The organism is Brotocaccenecus cirricatena (assembly GCF_020687045.1).
Taxonomy (GTDB): domain Bacteria; phylum Bacillota; class Clostridia; order Oscillospirales; family Oscillospiraceae; genus Vescimonas; species Vescimonas cirricatena.
Window position 1 is genome coordinate 1 of the sequence record NZ_JAJEPW010000063.1, and the last position, 15,205, is coordinate 15,205.

The following is a 15,205-nucleotide window of genomic DNA, read 5'->3' on the forward strand; positions in this document are numbered from 1 at the left end:
GCGTGTACCTGGCAAAAAATACTTCTCAGTCTGCAAGTGTGGAATTTGTTCGCTTTCAGCGAACAAATTATGCGCGCAGCAGACTGCAAGCCTTTTGTCCAAAAAGGGCAGCGCCCTTTTTGGACAGTTTCTGTCCCGGGACAGGGGTGATTTATCCCGGGACAGGGCCGGGACAAGCCGGGGCGATCCTGTGCCTTGCAAAAGCGTCCCGGATATGGTATAGTCTGGGGTAGATATCTGCAAAGTGAGGAGCTTTTTTATGACCTTGATGGATTATTGCATGCAATATATCGGCGAGATCATGGACGGAAAACGCGCCGCTCCGGAGGGGGTGACCCTGACGGAGACGGACCCCATGCGCCGCAGCCTGGAGCTGATGCAGAAGGCCGGCGACATCCCCACCCTGGTGCGGATGTGCGCCGCCCAGGACGGCACGGAGATTCCCCAGGAGGTGTTCGACAGCTTCGACCCGGAGTCCCTGACCCAGCTGGCAGGGGAAGGGGATGCAGCCCCGGAGGAACCGGAACAGCCGCAGGAGCCGGACCCGGACGCCGGAAAGCACGCCTTCCAGGTGCTGCTGGACTGCGTGGCCCTGGACGACGGCCTGGTGCAGTATCTGACCCAGGTGCTGCGGGACCGGGACTGGGCGGGGTTTTACAAGCTGTCCCAGATCACCACGAAAATGGACCTGGACCCGGAGGAATTTCTGTTCTGGCTGGGCAACAAGGAGCTTTGGGCCGACAACGAGGAGCGGGTCTGCGCCGCGGTGATGGACGCCTGCCTGGAGCGCCTGCGGCAGGAGGGACGGCTGGAGCTGCTGGCGGCGCTGCTGTCCGGAGACCAACATACCTTTGAGACCTTCCGCTGCGAAGCGCCGGAGCTGGTGCACCTGCCCCAGGCCACCTACGAATGGTACTGCCGGAACTATCTGGACCGGGACTACCCCTTCCGGATGCTGCTGCGGTGCAATGGGGTGATCTTTCCGGACCGGAAGGAGGCATAAGGGTATGGAATATTGCATTCTTGTGATCAACCCCGGTTCCACCTCCACCAAAATCGCCGTGTTTCAGGGGGAGAAGGCCCTTTTGCAGAAAACCATCCGCCACAGCGGGGAGGAGCTGGCCCCCTTTGGAGCCATCATGGACCAGGCCCCCTTCCGCCTTCGGTGCGTGGAGCAGGCCCTGGCCGGGTTCGACCTGACCCGGCTGGACGCGGTGTGCGCCCGGGGCGGCATGCTGCCGGCCTGCCCCAGCGGGGCCTTCGCCGTGGACCAGGACATGATCGGCTATCTCTCCGCCATCACCCAGGGGGCACACGCCTCCAACCTGGGCTGCGTCATGGCCCGGGACCTGGCGGAGCCGCTGCACATCCCGGCCTATGTATACGACCCCGTGGCGGTGGACGAGATGCCGCCTATGGCCCGGATCACCGGCATTCCCGAGCTGCCCCGGCGGATGATGGGCCACGCCCTGAACACCCGGGCCATGGCCATCCGCTGCGCGGAGACGGTGCTGCACAAGCCCTTTGACCAGTGCCGCCTGATCGTGCTGCACCTGGGCGGCGGTGCGTCGGTGCGGCTGTTCATCGGCGGGAAAATGGTGGACAACGTCCGGGACGACGAGCTGCTGTTTGCCCCGGAGCGAAGCGGCGGCATTGCCGCCGAACAGCTGGTGAAGCTTTGCTACTCCGGCAAGTATGACCGGGGGCAGATGATGAAGCTGGTGCGGGGCAAAAGCGGCCTGCTGGCCCACCTGGGCACCAGCGACGCCATGGAGGTGGAGCGCCGTATCGCCGCCGGGGACGAGAAGGCCCGGATGGTGTACGACGCCATGCTGTATACCGCGGCCAAGTCCATCGGGGTCCTGGCCGCCGCCGCAGACGGCCGCATTGACCGCATCATCCTCACCGGCGGCATTGCCCACTCCCGGTACGTGACGGATTACCTGACCCAAAAGGTAGGATTTATCGCGCCGGTGGAGGTTATGGCCGGTGAGTTCGAGATGGAGGCCCTGGCCGCCGGAGCCTCCCGGGTGCTGGCGGGACAGGAGACGCCCCACCGGTTCCGGGACCTGCTGAAGGGGGAATAAGCGTTGCTGAAGTCGTTTTTTGACCCCAACGGGGCCTTTGCCCGGGGCATGGAGCGGGTTTGGAGCCTGATCGTTCTGAATGTGCTGTGGCTGGTGTGCTCGCTGCCGGTGGTGACCATGGGGGCCTCCTGCGCCGCCCTGTACCAGGTGCTGGGAAAGCTCATCGCCGGGGAGGACGGCCACGTTGCCCGGCAATTCTTCCGGGCCTGGGGCGAAAACTGGAAAAAAGCCACGCCGGTGTGGCTGATTTTGCTGGCGGTGGCGGCCCTGTGCGGCTTCGACCTGTATATGGCCCGGCTGAACGACTCGTTTTTGTGGGAGCTGCTGGCGGTGTTCGCCTTGCAGCTGGCGGCCATGGTGATGACCTTCGCCTTCCCGCTGATGGCCCGGTATGAAAACACCTGGCGCAACCACCTGAAAAACGCCATGCTGGTGGCGGTGGGGCACCTGCCCCGGATGCTGCTGATCTGGGCCGTTTGGGCGGTCCCGGTGGGCGTAAGCGTGTTCATCCCGGAGGTGGGGTTCTACCTGAGCATCGTGTGGGTGCTGATCGGATACAGCAGCCTCAGCTATGTGACGGCCCTGCTGCTGCGGCCGGTATTCCGCAACCTGGAGGAAAATGCGTAAAAAAGAGACAGACACGAAAGTGTCTGTCTCTTTTTTCAGCCATTGCAGGGATATCGGACGATCAGTCCACAATATCCACGGATGCCTTGACGCCTGTGCGCTGGGCATAGGAGCGCACGACCGTGCGGATCTCCTTGGCGATGCGGCCCTGGCGGCCGATGACCTTACCCATATCCTCGGGGGCCACGCGCAGCTCCAGCGTCAGCTCGTCGCCGTTTTCCACCTCCGTCACCGTGACCTGGTCCGGGTGGTCCACAAGGCTCCTGGCGATGTAGAGCAGCAGTTCCTTCATGGTGCCCCTGCCTTACAGAACGTCGACCTTCTTCAGCAGGGCGCGAACGGTGTCGGTGGGCTGAGCGCCGGTCTTGATCCACTCACGGGCGCGGTCAGCGTCGATCTTGATCTCGGCAGGGGAGACGCAGGGGTTATAAGTGCCGATCTCCTCGATGAAGCGGCCATCGCGGGGATAGCGGGAATCCGCCACGACCACGCGATAGTAAGGAGCCTTCTTGGCGCCCATTCTTCTCAGACGAATCTTAACCATGATTTTTTTCCTCCAAATTGTAATGTAATTTCAGATTATATAAATGCCTGTGCACTTATTTCAAACGTTTTTTCCGACCGAAGCCCTGGAGCTTGCCCTTTTTGGCCTTGCCCAGGGTAGGCATGCCGCCGGGTCCCCCGAAGCCGCCGAAGCGGCCCTTGGAAATGGACTTGGTGAGCTGCTGGAGCATCTCGAAGGACTTCAGCAGCCGGTTCACATCCGACACCTGCAAGCCGCAGCCGGCGGCAATGCGCTTTTTGCGGCTGGCGTTGAGGATGGAGGGATTTTCCCGCTCCAGAGGGGTCATGGACTGGATGATGGCCCGGGTGCGGCCCAGCTGCTTTTCGTCCAGATTGGCGGCGTCCAGCTGCTTGCCCATGTCGCCGGGCAGCATCCCGGCCAGCTGGCCCAGGTTGCCCATTTTTTGCAGCTGGTCCATCTGCTCCATGTAGTCCGTCAGGGTCAGGCGGTTTTTCTTGAGCTTTTCCTCCAGCTTCCGGGCCTGCTCCTCGTCATACTGCTGCTCGGCCTTTTCGATGAAGGTGAGCATGTCGCCCATGCCCAGAATACGGGAGGCCATGCGGTCCGGGTGGAACAGCTCGATCATGTCCAGCTTTTCGCCGGTGCCCACGAACTTGATGGGCTTGCCGGTGGCGGCCCGGATGGACAGGGCCGCGCCGCCTCGGGCGTCGCCGTCCAGCTTGGTGAGCATGACGCCGTCGATGCCCAGGGCCTGGTCAAAGGCGGTGGCGGCGTTGACGGCATCCTGGCCGGTCATGGCGTCCACCACCAGGAGAATTTCGTTGGGATGGACCTTGGCCTTGATGTTCTTCAGCTCGTTCATCAGGGCCTCGTCCACGTGCAGACGACCGGCGGTGTCCAGAAACACCATGTCGTGGCCGTGGTCCCGGGCGTATTTGATGGCCTCCTCGGCGATGCGCACGGGATTGGCCTGTCCCATCTCGAAAACGGGGATGTCCAGCTGCTTGCCCACCACCTGCAGCTGGGTGATGGCGGCGGGACGGTATACGTCGCAGGCCACCAGCAGGGGGCGCTTGCCGAACTGGCGGCGCATCAGGCCCGCCAGCTTGGCGCCGTTGGTGGTTTTACCGGCGCCCTGAAGGCCCACCATCATCACAACGGTGGGGCCCTTGGAGGCGAAGGTCAGCTTGGCGTTGGTGCCGCCCATCAGCTGCACCAGCTCCTCGTTGACGATCTTGACGATCTGCTGGGCAGGGGTGAGACTGTCCAGAACGTCGGCGCCGATGCAGCGCTCGGTGACCTGGGCCACGAAGTCCTTGACCACCTTATAGCTGACGTCGGCCTCCAGCAGAGCCAGGCGGACCTCCCGCATGCCCTCCCGGACGTCGGCCTCCGTCAGGCGGCCCTTGCCCCGCAGGCGTTTGAATGTGGCGTTTAATTTTTCGGAAAGTCCTTCAAATGCCATAGGTGTTACTCCTTCAGCGCCTGGGCGCTGCGCGTGATCTCGTTGGCCAGACGGGCCAGCTCCGGGTTGTCATACTGCCGGTAGTTGACGGTCTGGATCTTCTCGGCGGCGTCGAGAATGGCCTGCACCTGCTGCTGCATCAGCATAAAACGCTTCATGAGGCCGGTTTTGTCCTCCAGGTCGGTCATGATGGCCTCGGCCCGGACGATCACGTCCCGGACGCCCTGGCGGGAGATGCCGTAATTCTCCGCGATCTCGGCCAGGGACAGGTCCTCGTTATAGTACAGGTCGAAGAATTCCTTCTGCCGCGGGGTCAGGACCTCGCCGTAAAAATCGAACAGCATCGTCATGCGATAGGTCTGGTTCTTCACGATGGTCCCTCCTATGTAAAGTTATGATGCTTTACAACATGGAGTATCATACAGGATTTTAGCCAAAATGTCAAGGCGAAATTTGGCGTCCGGAACAAAAAATTTGGACATATAGCGCCGGGGCGGGGGTATACTGACCAGGAAGGGAGGTGCGGCATATGAAATCGGTGCTCATCAAGGACACCACCCGGGCCCAGCGGGAGGAGATCGTCCGGCGGGCTCTGTGCGACGGCGGCTGCGATGGGTGCAGCGGGTGCGGAAATCTCGGCGGCGGCCGGGTGGAGGAGATGTACCGCCCGTATATCGAGGGAAAGCGGGAGCTGCGGGAAATCAACGAGTCCTATCGGGCAAATTTCGTTCGCGGTGGATAACAAGATGCTGGCTAAAGACCTGTTAAGAACCACAATATATGTCACTTACAACAAATTAACATGGTTTTGTCGAAAAGAAATTATGAGTATTCGACAATTACCCCTTGAAAAACCTGTCCAATCCTGGTAAATTATATGCAGGTCAAGCGACAAATGTTGGTTTGCCGTGAAACCGACAGCCTTGGCTGTGTAAATTGTGTGGAAAAGGGTTGGAACAAAATGGAAAACAAGGTAACAGTGGTATTGGCAGACGCCAATGAGGAGTTTCGGACCATGCTGCGACAACGGATGGAGGGCACCGGCGAGTTCCATGTGGCAGGCAGCACGGAAAATGGGGACCAGGCCCTGGACCTGGTGCGGCGGCTGCGGCCGCAGCTGCTGGTGACGGACGTGGTGCTGCCGGGCCTGGACGGGTTCGGGCTGCTGCGGCAGCTGAACCAGCTGGGCCAGGGCGCGCCCCGGACCATCGTGGTGTCCTCCTTCTGCAGCCGCCGGACCGTGGCCCAGGCCATGGAAATGGGTGTGTATTTCTTCCTGCCCAAGCCGGTGAACGAGGAGTCCCTGTTGGAGCTGATGCGGCAGGCCGCCGCACCGGAGCAGGAGGAGGCTCCCTTTGCCCCAGCTCTGGAGGGGATGGTGACCGCCATCATTCACGAGATCGGCGTCCCGGCACACATCAAGGGATACCAGTACCTACGGGAGGCCATCATGATCGCGGTGAATGACATGGATGTGATCAACGCCGTGACAAAGGTACTGTATCCCGAGGTAGCCAAGCGCTTCTGCACCACGCCGTCCCGGGTGGAGCGGGCCATCCGCCACGCCATCGAGGTGGCCTGGGACCGGGGGGACATCGAGACGCTGCAAAAATACTTCGGGTATACGGTGAATTCCGCCAAGGGCAAGCCCACCAACTCCGAGTTTATCGCCATGATCGCCGACCGATTGCAATTGCAGCGGAAGCAGCAGCGGGCGTAGGTCTTGCCAAATCCGCCGGTCTGGGGTATAATGGACTCCTGATTACACAAAAGGAGTTTGAGCGATATGACCTATACTTATACCCCCCGGGGCGTCTGTTCCCGGAAGATGACCGTGGAGCTGGAGAACGGCGTGATCAAAAGCGTCAGCGTGGAGGGCGGCTGCAACGGCAATTTGCAGGGCATCAGCCGCCTGGTGGTGGGCATGAACGCCCAGGACGCCATTGAGCGGATGAAGGGCATCCACTGCGGCCCCAAGCCCACCTCCTGCCCCGACCAGATGGCCCACGCCCTGGAGGAGGCCCTGGCGGCTGAGCGGGCATGACAGGGGAGACCTTCTTCCAGCTGCACTATCGCCTGACGGACACGGAGCGGCTATTTGACCTGGCCCAGGGCATCGCGGCCCGGCGGCGCCGGCTGAAAAAGCATGACGCCCGGTGCCGCAGCTTCACCTGGTATGCCCGGGGACTGCTGCGGCGGGGGATCGCCTTTCTGATCCTGGCGGCGGTGCTGGGGGCCATGACAGCCCTGCTGGAGCTGGGCGGCATGTCCTGGGCCATGGCCGGGGTGTGCGCGGGCTGCGGCGTGATGGAGCTGGTGCTGCGGGGTATGCTGCGGCGGATCTATCGCCGCAGCTGGCAGCAGTTCCGGCAGCAGAACGGCCCCGACGGCACCGTAAACTTCGACGCCGGCGGCATCCGGGAGGAGAACGAAAAGGGCAAGCCCACCCATTTCGACTGGGCGGACTGGGACGTGTGCGTGATGACCCCCAAGGTCATCGTGCTGACCTTCAAGACCCCGGTGCTGCTGTTCTTCCCCTATTCCCGGGAGGCGGCCATCACCGTGGCGCATGCCGCCCGGGCCTTCGGAAAAGAGGACAGCTTGGTGTATCGGAAGCGGATATGAAAGTGAATCGTGTTGAAGCAGCCGTCGGTCAGACGGCTGTTTCGGCGTTCAGGGGGGCGTGGGGCGCCAGGTGTACCGGGAGATTGCCGGAAATGGGAGGATTCCCGGAAGCCGTCCGTAGGGCCCGCTGCCCTCAGCGGGCCGCTGCGCGAGGAACGGATTGCTGCGTCGCTTCGCTCCTGGCAATGACACGGCAAGGAGATCGGCGGAACGCAAAAGCATCCCGCCCCCGGCGATTGCCGGGGGCGGGATTTGTTATATTGCTTTATGCAACGGAAGGTGTCACGCGGCCGTTACTTGGCGGCGGCAGCCTTCTTGTTGCGGGACAGGGCCTGGATGCCCTCCACCACCAGCACGATGGCCAGAACCACCAGCAGGATGGCGATGATCGCGCGGATGTAGAACCAGGCAACACCCTCGCCGCCGGCAGCGATACCGGCAAACTGGGCCTTGATGGTGAACGCCAGGGAGGTCAGGGTCACAATCAGCATGAAGAACATGGGGAAGTAGAACATCTTGTTGTTGCGGCCGATCTTGCCCAGCCAGCAGCACACAGCCAGCAGACCCAGGGCGGCCAGCAGCTGGTTGGCAGCGCCGAACAGAGCCCAGATCTTGGCATAACCGGTCATGCCCAGGGCCACGCCGGCCACCACGGTGATGGCAGTGGCCACATAGGGGTTGGTCACGACCTTCTTCCAGCCGGGCATGTTCTCGCGGCTCTCACCGGGGGCGGTGAAGAACTCCTGGAACATATAGCGGGCCAGACGGGTGGCGGTATCCACGGAGGTCAGGCAGAAAGCGGACACGGCCAGGATCAGCATGGAATACACCACGTTGTAGCAGCCGGCGCCGAACACCTTGGAGAACATGGAGGCAAGGCCAGTGGCGAACACCACGGTGGGGGTCACGGTGGTGCCGTCGGCATACTGCGCCCAGATGTAACCAACGGCGCAGACGGAGATCAGGGCCAGAGCGCACTCGATCAGCATACCGCCGTAAGCGATGGGCTTGGCGTCCTTTTCCTGATCCAGCTGCTTAGCGGTGGTGCCGGAGCCCACCAGGGAGTGGAAGCCGGACACGGCGCCGCAGGCGATGGTCACGAACAGAGCGGGGAACATGTAGCCCAGGGAGGTGCCGGAGGGAGCCAGCGTATCCTTGAAGCCGGTGAAGGCGGGCATGTCCACGGTGGGGTGGCAGCCGATGATGCCCACGACCGCCAGGATCATCATGGCATACAGCAGGAAGGAGCTCAGATAGTCACGGGGCTGCAGCAGGATCCACACGGGGGTGACGGATGCGATGGCGATATACAGGCCAACGATGATCATCCAAGTGTTGCCGCTGAGATAGATGGGGTGCCACTGGAGGCCGATGTACATACACACGGCGATGCCGATGACGCCGATGACGGTGGAGATGCCCAGAGGAGCATTCCGGCGATAGACAAAGAAGCCGAAGACGATGGCCATCAGGATGAACATGATGGAGATGATGGCGGTGGAGGCGTTGGCGGCGGAAGCGGCCTTATCCAGCACGCCGTCCACATAGGTGGCCTTGAAGGTGTTGGCCACGATGGAGGCAAATGCAGCCACCACCAGGATCAGGGTCAGGTACGCGAAGATGATGAACAGCTTCTTGGCCCGGGCGCCGATGGCGTCGCCGATGACCTCGCCGATGGACTCGCCCTTATGGCGAATGGAGGCGAACAGGGCGCCGAAATCGTGGACGCCGCCGAAGAAGATGCCGCCGATCAGGACCCACAGCATAACGGGGACCCAGCCGAACACAGCGGCCTGGATGGGGCCGTTGATGGGGCCTGCGCCGGCGATAGAGGAAAAGTGATGGCCCATCAGAACGGGAGCCTTGGCGGGACAATAGTCCTTGCCGTCTTCCAGCTCGTGGGCAGGGGTGACGCGGGAGTTATCCACGCCCCACTTCTTGGCCAGCCAGCCGCCGTAGAAAATATATCCTACGATCAGCACGGCAACGCCAATGATCAGGAACAAAGCAGCATTCATAAACTTCTCTCCTTTCGAAACAATTTTCTCTTTTGCTTATGAAACAGGGCCCGTTCGAGCACCTGCGCTGCACTGTGTCCGCTGGCGTTGGTGGCCACGGATTCCTCCGGGAGCACCACCAGAGCGGTATGAAAATCCATCCATCCCCAATAGGACAGCCGGAAGCTCTCGTACCGGCGGCACCGCTTCAGGGCCTTCCGTGCCTCCGGGTCGCAGGAGTCGCACAGGAAGATGGCGGAGATATAGGTGTACATATGGTTGGGGCCGGGCCGGATGCGGGCCCTGCCCTGCTCGTAGGCCAGGCGCTCGCACTGCTCGTAGATCTCCCGGGTCAGGTGCGGAACGGTGAACAGATACACATATTCAAAGCTGTTGGCCTCCCACAGCTTGGCTTTTTTTGACAGCACATACTTGGAGTTGTGGACATAAAAGTCCATCTTCGCCGCCAGGGGAAGCTCCGTCTCCTCACAGCGGGTGATGTCGAAGCTGCCGCCGTATACGTCGCACAGCCGCTCCACTGCGTCCTCTCTTGTCATGGTTCCGCCTCCCTTCCGGCAAAATCGCCGTTAACGCTTCCTTAACATCAGCTTATGGCGCTTTTGCAATTTTTGCCCAAAAAAACTAGACCCGAAAAAAGTTGACTTTTTCCGGAGTTCGCATGGGTTTTGTAAAGTTGTTTACCGAAAAATCACATTTCATACTATATACCTCTGGTTTTGATCTTGCAAGGGGCAATATTCGACAATTTTTAAGTGTTAATTTTATGTAAATTAACACTTGTTTTACATACGGAAAAGTGTTAAGATAAAAAAACACGACACCCCTGACGGGGTGTCGTGTTTTGTTTGCGATTTGGGGCGATTTTCACTCCGGCAACGTTTTCTTCTGGCCCAGACCGATGCGGATTTCCGTTCCCTGGTTGGGCACGGAGGAGGCCCGGATGGTGTGGCCCAGGCTGCGGCAGATCCGGCGGCACAGGTACAGCCCGATGCCGCTGGCCCGGGTGTCCCGGCGGCCGTTGAGGCCCGTGAACCCCCGGTCGAAGATCCGGGGCAGGTCCTCCGGTGCGATGCCCATGCCGGTGTCCCGGATGCACAGGTCATCGCCGTCCATGGCGATGGTCACGGAGCCGCTTGCGGTGTATTTCAGGGCGTTGGACAGCACCTGCTCCACCACGAAGCCCAGCCACTTGGCGTCGGTGACCACGGTGCGGTCCAGGGGCTGATAGTCCAGCCGCAGACGGCGGCGGATGAACTCCCCGGCGAACTTCCGCACCGCCGGGCGCACGATATCGTCCAGGCTGTGGGAGCGGATCACATAGTCGGTGGTGCTGCTGTCCAGCCGCAGGAACACCAGCACCATCTCCACATACTGCTCCACCCGCATCAGATCCCCGGACAGGGAGCGGGCCAGGTCGGAGTCCTCGTTCTGCAGGGTCAGGCGCATGGAGGCAATGGGAGTTTTGATCTGGTGGGCCCACATGGTGTAGTAGTCCACCATGTCGCTGTAGCGCTGCTCCTCCTGGGTGCGGATGGCCCGGCGGCTTTCCGCCAGCAGGGTCACAAGGCTGCGGTAGTCGGCCTCCTTCACCGTGTCCGCCGGGGGCAGGGCGTCGGCCAGCTCCTCCGGCAGCTGCCGCAGCAGCTCCAGCCGCCGGTGCTGCCGCAGGACCCGGCGATAGTCCAGGGCCAGCAGCACCGCCCCGGCTGCGGCGCACAGCACAAAGGGATAGGCCACCGCCCGCAGCGGCAGCTGGTACAGGGCGAAGGCGGCGGCGAAGATGCCGCCGAACAGGAAAAACGCCAGCAGCGTCCTGCGCCGCTGCCGCAGATATCCGGTCAGCATGGCCCTCACCCCACCATATAGCCCAGGCCCACCCGGGTGGTGATGAACCCCGGCAGACCGGCGGCGTCCAGCTTTTTCCGCAGACGGCCGATGTTCACGGTGAGGGTGTTCTCGTCCACGAAGCTGTCGGTTTCCCACAGGCGCTCCATGAGCTTCTCCCGGCTCACCACCCGGCCCTTGCTCTGCATCAGGCACAGCAGGATACGGTATTCGTTTTTCGTCAGGGACACCCGCTGGCCCTGATAGGTCAGGGTGTTGTCCCCGGTGTTCAGCAGGGCACCCCGGTGCTCCAGCACCGGAGCCGAGGCCCCGAAGTCGTAGGTCCGGCGCAGCAGGGCCTGAATTTTGGCCATCAGCACGCTCTGGTCAAAGGGCTTGGCGATGAAGTCGTCAGCACCCAGGTTCATGGCCATGATGATGTTCATATTGTCCGCCGCCGATGAGATAAAAATCACCGGAACCCGGGAGACCCGGCGGATCTCCGTGCACCAGTGGTAGCCGTCGAAGCAGGGCAGGCCGATGTCCAGCAGTACCAGATGGGGGTCAAAGGCGGCGAACTCCTCCATCACGTGCCGCAGATCCCGGACCTGCCGCACCTGTAAATTCCACAGCTCTCCCTGGGTCTGCACTGCCTGGGCGATGCCCCGGTCATCCTCCACCATCAGCACCCGATAGACCGCATGCTCCTCCATGGTCTCACCTCCTGTGTGTTTTTCCCCATTGTAGCAGACCGGGGGGCGTTTGACAAGAAAAACCGCCCCCGGGAAACCGGGGGCGGGCATTTCTTCACAAAAAGGCTGCGCCTTTTTGTGAATATAGGTTTCGCTCCGAACCGCGCATCCCGCCGTCCCGGCGGGATACACTCTCTCCGCGCAAAGTGTTTTTTGCGACGTACACGCCGCCGCAAAAAACGGATCCAATTTGCTTTGCCGCCTGCGGGCGGCAAACTCTGCGAGGCTTTTGGATAAGCCGAACTGCCCCGAAAGGCTTATTGGTCCGGGTTGGTGGTGAACAGGCCCACCACGTCCTCCAGGGCCAGGCTCAGGGTGATGGCCTGGGCCTTGGTGCTGGGGCCGGCCTGGGCCATGATGGCCTGCATGATGGCGTTTTTCTCGCCGGTGGGGGCCACGATGAAGATCATCTCCCGCTCCTCGGCAATGGACATGCCGAAGAACTTCCCGGCGTCCTCGGCTCCGGTGGAGCGGGTGTGGACAATGGTGCCGCCACGGGCTCCGGCGGACCGGGCCGCCTCCATGACTTTATCGGTGTAGCCCTGGTTGGCGATGGCAACGATCAGCTGATAGGCTGCTTCCTTCATGGTATGGTCCTCCTCAATGTCGATTTCCGGGGCCTTGGAGGGGTCGCCGGAGGTCAGGTAGTTCATGGCGGACTTGCCGCCGATGCTGCTCAGGGGCAGGCAGACGGCGATGCCGCTGCCGGGGGCGGTCAGGTGCATGGTGGACACCAGCTCCTTCACCAGGGTCTCCTTGCAGGCGGGCGTCACCACGGAGAACAGCACGGCCTTTTCCGTGGCCTCCAGGCCCAGATAGCTCAGCACATCGTCGCTGGCGGTGCCCCGGCCCAGGGCCGTGAACACCACCGGCGCGCCGAAGGCCCGGTAAAAATCCACAAACCGGCCGGAGCCAACCACCCGGTTGGTGATGGTGATCATAAGATACAGTCGTTTCATTGGGTTTCCTCCTATGCCAGCTCGATGATCTCTTCCACTTCGGCCACGGCCACGGGGGCGGTGCGCTTGATGCGGCGCTTATAGCTGACGCCCAGCAGCTGGATGGTTACCAGGGGGGTCATGGCCACCATGGCCACCACGCCAAAGGCATCGGTGACCACGTTGCCGCCCAGGGCGTCGCAGGCACCCATGGCGAAGGGCAGCAGGAAGGTGGCGGTCATGGGACCGGAGGCCACGCCGCCGGAGTCGAAGGCGATGGAGGTGAAGATCTTCGGCACCACAAAGGACAGAATCAGGCTCAGGGCATAGCCCGGCAGCAGGAACCACATGATGGAGATGCCCGTCAGCACCCGGATCATGGCCAGGGCCAGGGACACGGACACGCCCAGCGACAGGGCCAGATTCATGGCGCTGGCGGGGATGGAGCCGGCGGTGATCTCCTCCACCTGGCGGTTGAGGATGTGGACGGCAGGCTCCGCCGCCACGATGAAGTAGCCGATGACCATGGCGATGGGGATCAGCACCCAGCTGCACTCCAGGGAGGCGATGCTCTGGCCCAGGAAGTTGCCCACGGGCATGAAGCCCACGTTGACGCCGGTCAGGAACAGCACCAGGCCCAGATAAGTATACAGGAAGCCCACGATCATGCTCATGACCTGGCGGCGGTTCAGGCGGCGGGTCAGCAGCTGGAAGATCAGGAAGAACCCGGCAATGGGGGCCAGGGACACCAGAATTTCCTTAAAATACTCCGGCAGAGCGTGGGTATAGGAGCGGAACATCTCCACGGTGTCCTGGGCGTCGGGCACGGTCACCGGGGTGTAGCTGCTGCCGTCGGGCTTGTATAAAAGGCCCAGCAGCAGCACCGTCAGGATGGGGCCGATGGAGCACAGGGCCACCAGACCGAAGCTGTCGCCTCCGGCGTGCTTGTCGTTGCGGACGGCGCTGACGCCCACGCCCAGGGCCATGATAAAGGGCACGGTCATGGGGCCGGTGGTGACGCCGCCGGAGTCGAAGGCGATGGACCAGAAGTCCGGGGACACGAACATGGCCAGGGTGAACACCACTGCATAAAACCCGATGAGCAGATAGGACAGGGGAATGCCCAGCAGGATACGCAGCAGAGCGATGACCAGGAACACGCCCACGCCCAGGGCCACGGACCAGATGATGACATTGTTTTCAATGGCGGGGACCTGGCTGGCCAGAACCTGCAGGTCCGGCTCCGCCACGGTGATGATCACGCCGATCAGGAAGCTGATGGCCACGATGATCCACACCTTCTTGGAGCGGGTGATTTCCTTACCCACGGCCTCGCCCAGGGGGATCATGGACATCTCGGAGCCCAGGGAAAACAGCCCCATGCCCACGATCAGCAGAAGGCTTCCCACCAGGAAGGCCATCATGGCGTTGTTGGACACCGGGGTCACGGTGAAGCACAGCAGCAGGACGATGGCCGTGATGGGCAGCACCGAGGTCAGGGATTCCCACATGGGCTTGCGGAAAATGGCCAGGACCTGGCCCTTTTCCCGGTGCTTCCGGCGCAGGCGGGCCTGCTGGGTCAACAGATCAGGTTTCTTGCGAGACAACAAACGATTCCTCCTTCATCCATTCCGTTCATCAAAATGATAGCGTACCTGTCCGGGCTGACGGGCAGATACGCAATCTCTACCATTAGTATTTATCATACCATAAATCCCCCATTCCGGCAAGAAAGAATCTGTAAAAATTTTGTGAACCTGTGACAAGAGAAAACCCTTGTCAGACGGGTGAAAATCGAAAAAACCGGTCTTTTTTGCAAGATTATTCCCGGCGGGCTGTGTGAAAATATTTGCATCAGGATGAAAAAATATGAAAAATACGCCTTGACAAACGGCGCGGATGGTGCTAACATGCACCCGTCAACGAAAACCGCCGCACCTGCGGCGAGAAAGGGAATGCGCCATGACGAAGCTGCTCTGCAACAACAGCATGATGATGACCATGATGCACATGTGCGGCATGTGCATGCTTTGCTATGGCAAGAATGGTCATTCTCTTTCATCACCTGCCTGAATGAAGCGTTTGCGGCAGCGGAGGGTCAATGACCTTCCGCTGTTTTTTTGCTGTGCGAAAGCATAGCAGAATAAGAAAGGAGCTGAAAAACCATGCGCCTGATGCCGGGCCTGCTGAACCTGCTGGATGACCGAATGTGGCCCCGGGCCGCCGGACGTTCCATCCATTCTGAAAACCAACCAATCACCAAATTATACCAAAACCTGTTAAAAAGCTTGAAAAGCTTTTTATAGCACCGAAGGTGCGTCAGGTTTTGTATGAGACGTCACA

The 15,205-nt window shown here is 61.3% G+C and carries 19 protein-coding genes; 9 read left to right on the forward strand and 10 right to left on the reverse strand.

Features of this window, described 5'->3' with window-relative positions; genetic code table 11:
* Positions 1-259: 259 nt before the first annotated feature.
* Genes LKD37_RS14430 through LKD37_RS14440 form a run of 3 tightly spaced genes read left to right on the forward strand, consistent with a single transcriptional unit; the run spans position 260 to position 2,714 of the window.
* Positions 260-1,003, forward strand: a complete 744-nt coding sequence (locus tag LKD37_RS14430; RefSeq protein ID WP_302929833.1) for a hypothetical protein — start codon at positions 260-262, stop codon at positions 1,001-1,003.
* Between the two features lie 4 nt (positions 1,004-1,007).
* On the forward strand, positions 1,008-2,087 hold the full coding sequence (buk, locus tag LKD37_RS14435) for a butyrate kinase (protein ID WP_302929834.1): 1,080 nt from the start codon (positions 1,008-1,010) through the stop codon (positions 2,085-2,087).
* Positions 2,088-2,090: 3 nt separating this feature from the next.
* Positions 2,091-2,714 carry a YesL family protein gene (locus LKD37_RS14440; protein WP_302929835.1) on the forward strand — a complete coding sequence of 208 codons (624 nt, stop codon included), beginning with the start codon at positions 2,091-2,093 and terminating at the stop codon, positions 2,712-2,714.
* Positions 2,715-2,775: 61 nt separating this feature from the next.
* Here LKD37_RS14440 and LKD37_RS14445 read toward each other — a convergent pair whose 3' ends face one another.
* The 4 genes from LKD37_RS14445 to ylxM are packed head-to-tail and all read right to left on the reverse strand — an operon-like array spanning position 2,776 to position 5,076.
* A complete protein-coding gene (locus tag LKD37_RS14445) occupies positions 2,776-3,006 on the reverse strand; it encodes a KH domain-containing protein (RefSeq protein WP_302929836.1) in 231 nt (76 codons plus the stop codon).
* Positions 3,007-3,018: 12 nt separating this feature from the next.
* Positions 3,019-3,258: a 30S ribosomal protein S16 gene (gene rpsP / locus LKD37_RS14450; protein ID WP_022177955.1), complete on the reverse strand. Its 240-nt coding sequence runs from the start codon at positions 3,256-3,258 to the stop codon at positions 3,019-3,021.
* Between the two features lie 55 nt (positions 3,259-3,313).
* Positions 3,314-4,705, reverse strand: coding sequence for a signal recognition particle protein (gene ffh, locus LKD37_RS14455; RefSeq protein ID WP_302929837.1), 1,392 nt, complete (start codon positions 4,703-4,705; stop codon positions 3,314-3,316).
* A gap of 5 nt (positions 4,706-4,710) precedes the next feature.
* A complete protein-coding gene (gene ylxM, locus LKD37_RS14460) occupies positions 4,711-5,076 on the reverse strand; it encodes a YlxM family DNA-binding protein (protein WP_302929838.1) in 366 nt (121 codons plus the stop codon).
* Between the two features lie 158 nt (positions 5,077-5,234).
* Here ylxM and LKD37_RS14465 point away from each other — a divergent pair, with 158 nt between their 5' ends.
* From LKD37_RS14465 to LKD37_RS14480, 4 genes are all read left to right on the forward strand, one after another.
* Positions 5,235-5,447, forward strand: coding sequence for a hypothetical protein (locus LKD37_RS14465; RefSeq protein WP_302929839.1), 213 nt, complete (start codon positions 5,235-5,237; stop codon positions 5,445-5,447).
* Positions 5,448-5,666: 219 nt separating this feature from the next.
* Entirely contained in the window at positions 5,667-6,425 is a 759-nt protein-coding gene (gene spo0A / locus LKD37_RS14470; RefSeq protein WP_302929840.1) for a sporulation transcription factor Spo0A, read from the forward strand.
* 66 nt (positions 6,426-6,491) lie between these two features.
* The gene (locus tag LKD37_RS14475) at positions 6,492-6,749 is read left to right on the forward strand and encodes a TIGR03905 family TSCPD domain-containing protein (RefSeq protein WP_302929841.1); all 258 of its coding nucleotides are present in this window, start codon (positions 6,492-6,494) and stop codon (positions 6,747-6,749) included.
* Complete coding sequence (locus LKD37_RS14480) at positions 6,746-7,330, forward strand: hypothetical protein (RefSeq protein WP_302929842.1); 585 nt, start codon at positions 6,746-6,748, stop codon at positions 7,328-7,330. Before LKD37_RS14475 ends, LKD37_RS14480 begins: the two co-directional genes overlap by 4 nt.
* 293 nt (positions 7,331-7,623) lie before the next feature.
* Here LKD37_RS14480 and LKD37_RS14485 read toward each other — a convergent pair whose 3' ends face one another.
* The 6 genes from LKD37_RS14485 to LKD37_RS14510 all read right to left on the reverse strand — a co-directional run bounded on the left by LKD37_RS14485 (position 7,624) and on the right by LKD37_RS14510 (position 14,373).
* Positions 7,624-9,348, reverse strand: coding sequence for a carbon starvation CstA family protein (locus LKD37_RS14485; RefSeq protein WP_302929843.1), 1,725 nt, complete (start codon positions 9,346-9,348; stop codon positions 7,624-7,626).
* Positions 9,345-9,884 (reverse strand): DUF8052 family protein, encoded by a 540-nt coding sequence (locus LKD37_RS14490; protein WP_302929844.1) that lies wholly within the window; start codon positions 9,882-9,884, stop codon positions 9,345-9,347. The genes LKD37_RS14485 and LKD37_RS14490 overlap by 4 nt, the downstream gene beginning before the upstream one ends.
* Positions 9,885-10,212: 328 nt before the next feature.
* Entirely contained in the window at positions 10,213-11,193 is a 981-nt protein-coding gene (locus LKD37_RS14495) for a sensor histidine kinase (RefSeq protein WP_302929845.1), read from the reverse strand.
* A 5-nt stretch (positions 11,194-11,198) separates the two neighbouring features.
* Positions 11,199-11,885 carry a response regulator transcription factor gene (locus LKD37_RS14500; RefSeq protein WP_302929846.1) on the reverse strand — a complete coding sequence of 229 codons (687 nt, stop codon included), beginning with the start codon at positions 11,883-11,885 and terminating at the stop codon, positions 11,199-11,201.
* A gap of 296 nt (positions 11,886-12,181) precedes the next feature.
* Positions 12,182-12,883, reverse strand: a complete 702-nt coding sequence (locus tag LKD37_RS14505; RefSeq protein ID WP_302929847.1) for a P-II family nitrogen regulator — start codon at positions 12,881-12,883, stop codon at positions 12,182-12,184.
* Between the two features lie 11 nt (positions 12,884-12,894).
* A complete protein-coding gene (locus tag LKD37_RS14510; protein ID WP_302929851.1) occupies positions 12,895-14,373 on the reverse strand; it encodes a DUF1538 domain-containing protein in 1,479 nt (492 codons plus the stop codon).
* Between the two features lie 276 nt (positions 14,374-14,649).
* On the opposite strand from LKD37_RS14510, the gene LKD37_RS14515 reads away from it, so the two are divergent.
* Both LKD37_RS14515 and LKD37_RS14520 read left to right on the forward strand, forming a co-directional pair.
* Complete coding sequence (locus tag LKD37_RS14515; RefSeq protein WP_302929848.1) at positions 14,650-14,967, forward strand: hypothetical protein; 318 nt, start codon at positions 14,650-14,652, stop codon at positions 14,965-14,967.
* Between the two features lie 60 nt (positions 14,968-15,027).
* Positions 15,028-15,168, forward strand: a complete 141-nt coding sequence (locus tag LKD37_RS14520; protein WP_302929849.1) for a hypothetical protein — start codon at positions 15,028-15,030, stop codon at positions 15,166-15,168.
* Positions 15,169-15,205 lie beyond the last annotated feature (37 nt).

Excerpts from the sequence above, each read along its gene's own strand:
- LKD37_RS14430 (WP_302929833.1), top strand. The coding sequence starts at position 260 with ATGACCTTGATGGATTATTGCATGCAATATATCGGCGAGATCATGGAC.
- buk (WP_302929834.1), top strand. The coding sequence starts at position 1,008 with ATGGAATATTGCATTCTTGTGATCAACCCCGGTTCCACCTCCACCAAA.
- LKD37_RS14445 (WP_302929836.1), bottom strand. The coding sequence starts at position 3,006 with ATGAAGGAACTGCTGCTCTACATCGCCAGGAGCCTTGTGGACCACCCG.
- rpsP (WP_022177955.1), bottom strand. The coding sequence starts at position 3,258 with ATGGTTAAGATTCGTCTGAGAAGAATGGGCGCCAAGAAGGCTCCTTAC.
- ffh (WP_302929837.1), bottom strand. The coding sequence starts at position 4,705 with ATGGCATTTGAAGGACTTTCCGAAAAATTAAACGCCACATTCAAACGC.
- LKD37_RS14465 (WP_302929839.1), top strand. The coding sequence starts at position 5,235 with ATGAAATCGGTGCTCATCAAGGACACCACCCGGGCCCAGCGGGAGGAG.
- spo0A (WP_302929840.1), top strand. The coding sequence starts at position 5,667 with ATGGAAAACAAGGTAACAGTGGTATTGGCAGACGCCAATGAGGAGTTT.
- LKD37_RS14475 (WP_302929841.1), top strand. The coding sequence starts at position 6,492 with ATGACCTATACTTATACCCCCCGGGGCGTCTGTTCCCGGAAGATGACC.
- LKD37_RS14480 (WP_302929842.1), top strand. The coding sequence starts at position 6,746 with ATGACAGGGGAGACCTTCTTCCAGCTGCACTATCGCCTGACGGACACG.
- LKD37_RS14485 (WP_302929843.1), bottom strand. The coding sequence starts at position 9,348 with ATGAATGCTGCTTTGTTCCTGATCATTGGCGTTGCCGTGCTGATCGTA.
- LKD37_RS14490 (WP_302929844.1), bottom strand. The coding sequence starts at position 9,884 with ATGACAAGAGAGGACGCAGTGGAGCGGCTGTGCGACGTATACGGCGGC.
- LKD37_RS14495 (WP_302929845.1), bottom strand. The coding sequence starts at position 11,193 with ATGCTGACCGGATATCTGCGGCAGCGGCGCAGGACGCTGCTGGCGTTT.
- LKD37_RS14500 (WP_302929846.1), bottom strand. The coding sequence starts at position 11,885 with ATGGAGGAGCATGCGGTCTATCGGGTGCTGATGGTGGAGGATGACCGG.
- LKD37_RS14505 (WP_302929847.1), bottom strand. The coding sequence starts at position 12,883 with ATGAAACGACTGTATCTTATGATCACCATCACCAACCGGGTGGTTGGC.
- LKD37_RS14510 (WP_302929851.1), bottom strand. The coding sequence starts at position 14,373 with ATGTGGGAATCCCTGACCTCGGTGCTGCCCATCACGGCCATCGTCCTG.
- LKD37_RS14520 (WP_302929849.1), top strand. The coding sequence starts at position 15,028 with ATGCGCCTGATGCCGGGCCTGCTGAACCTGCTGGATGACCGAATGTGG.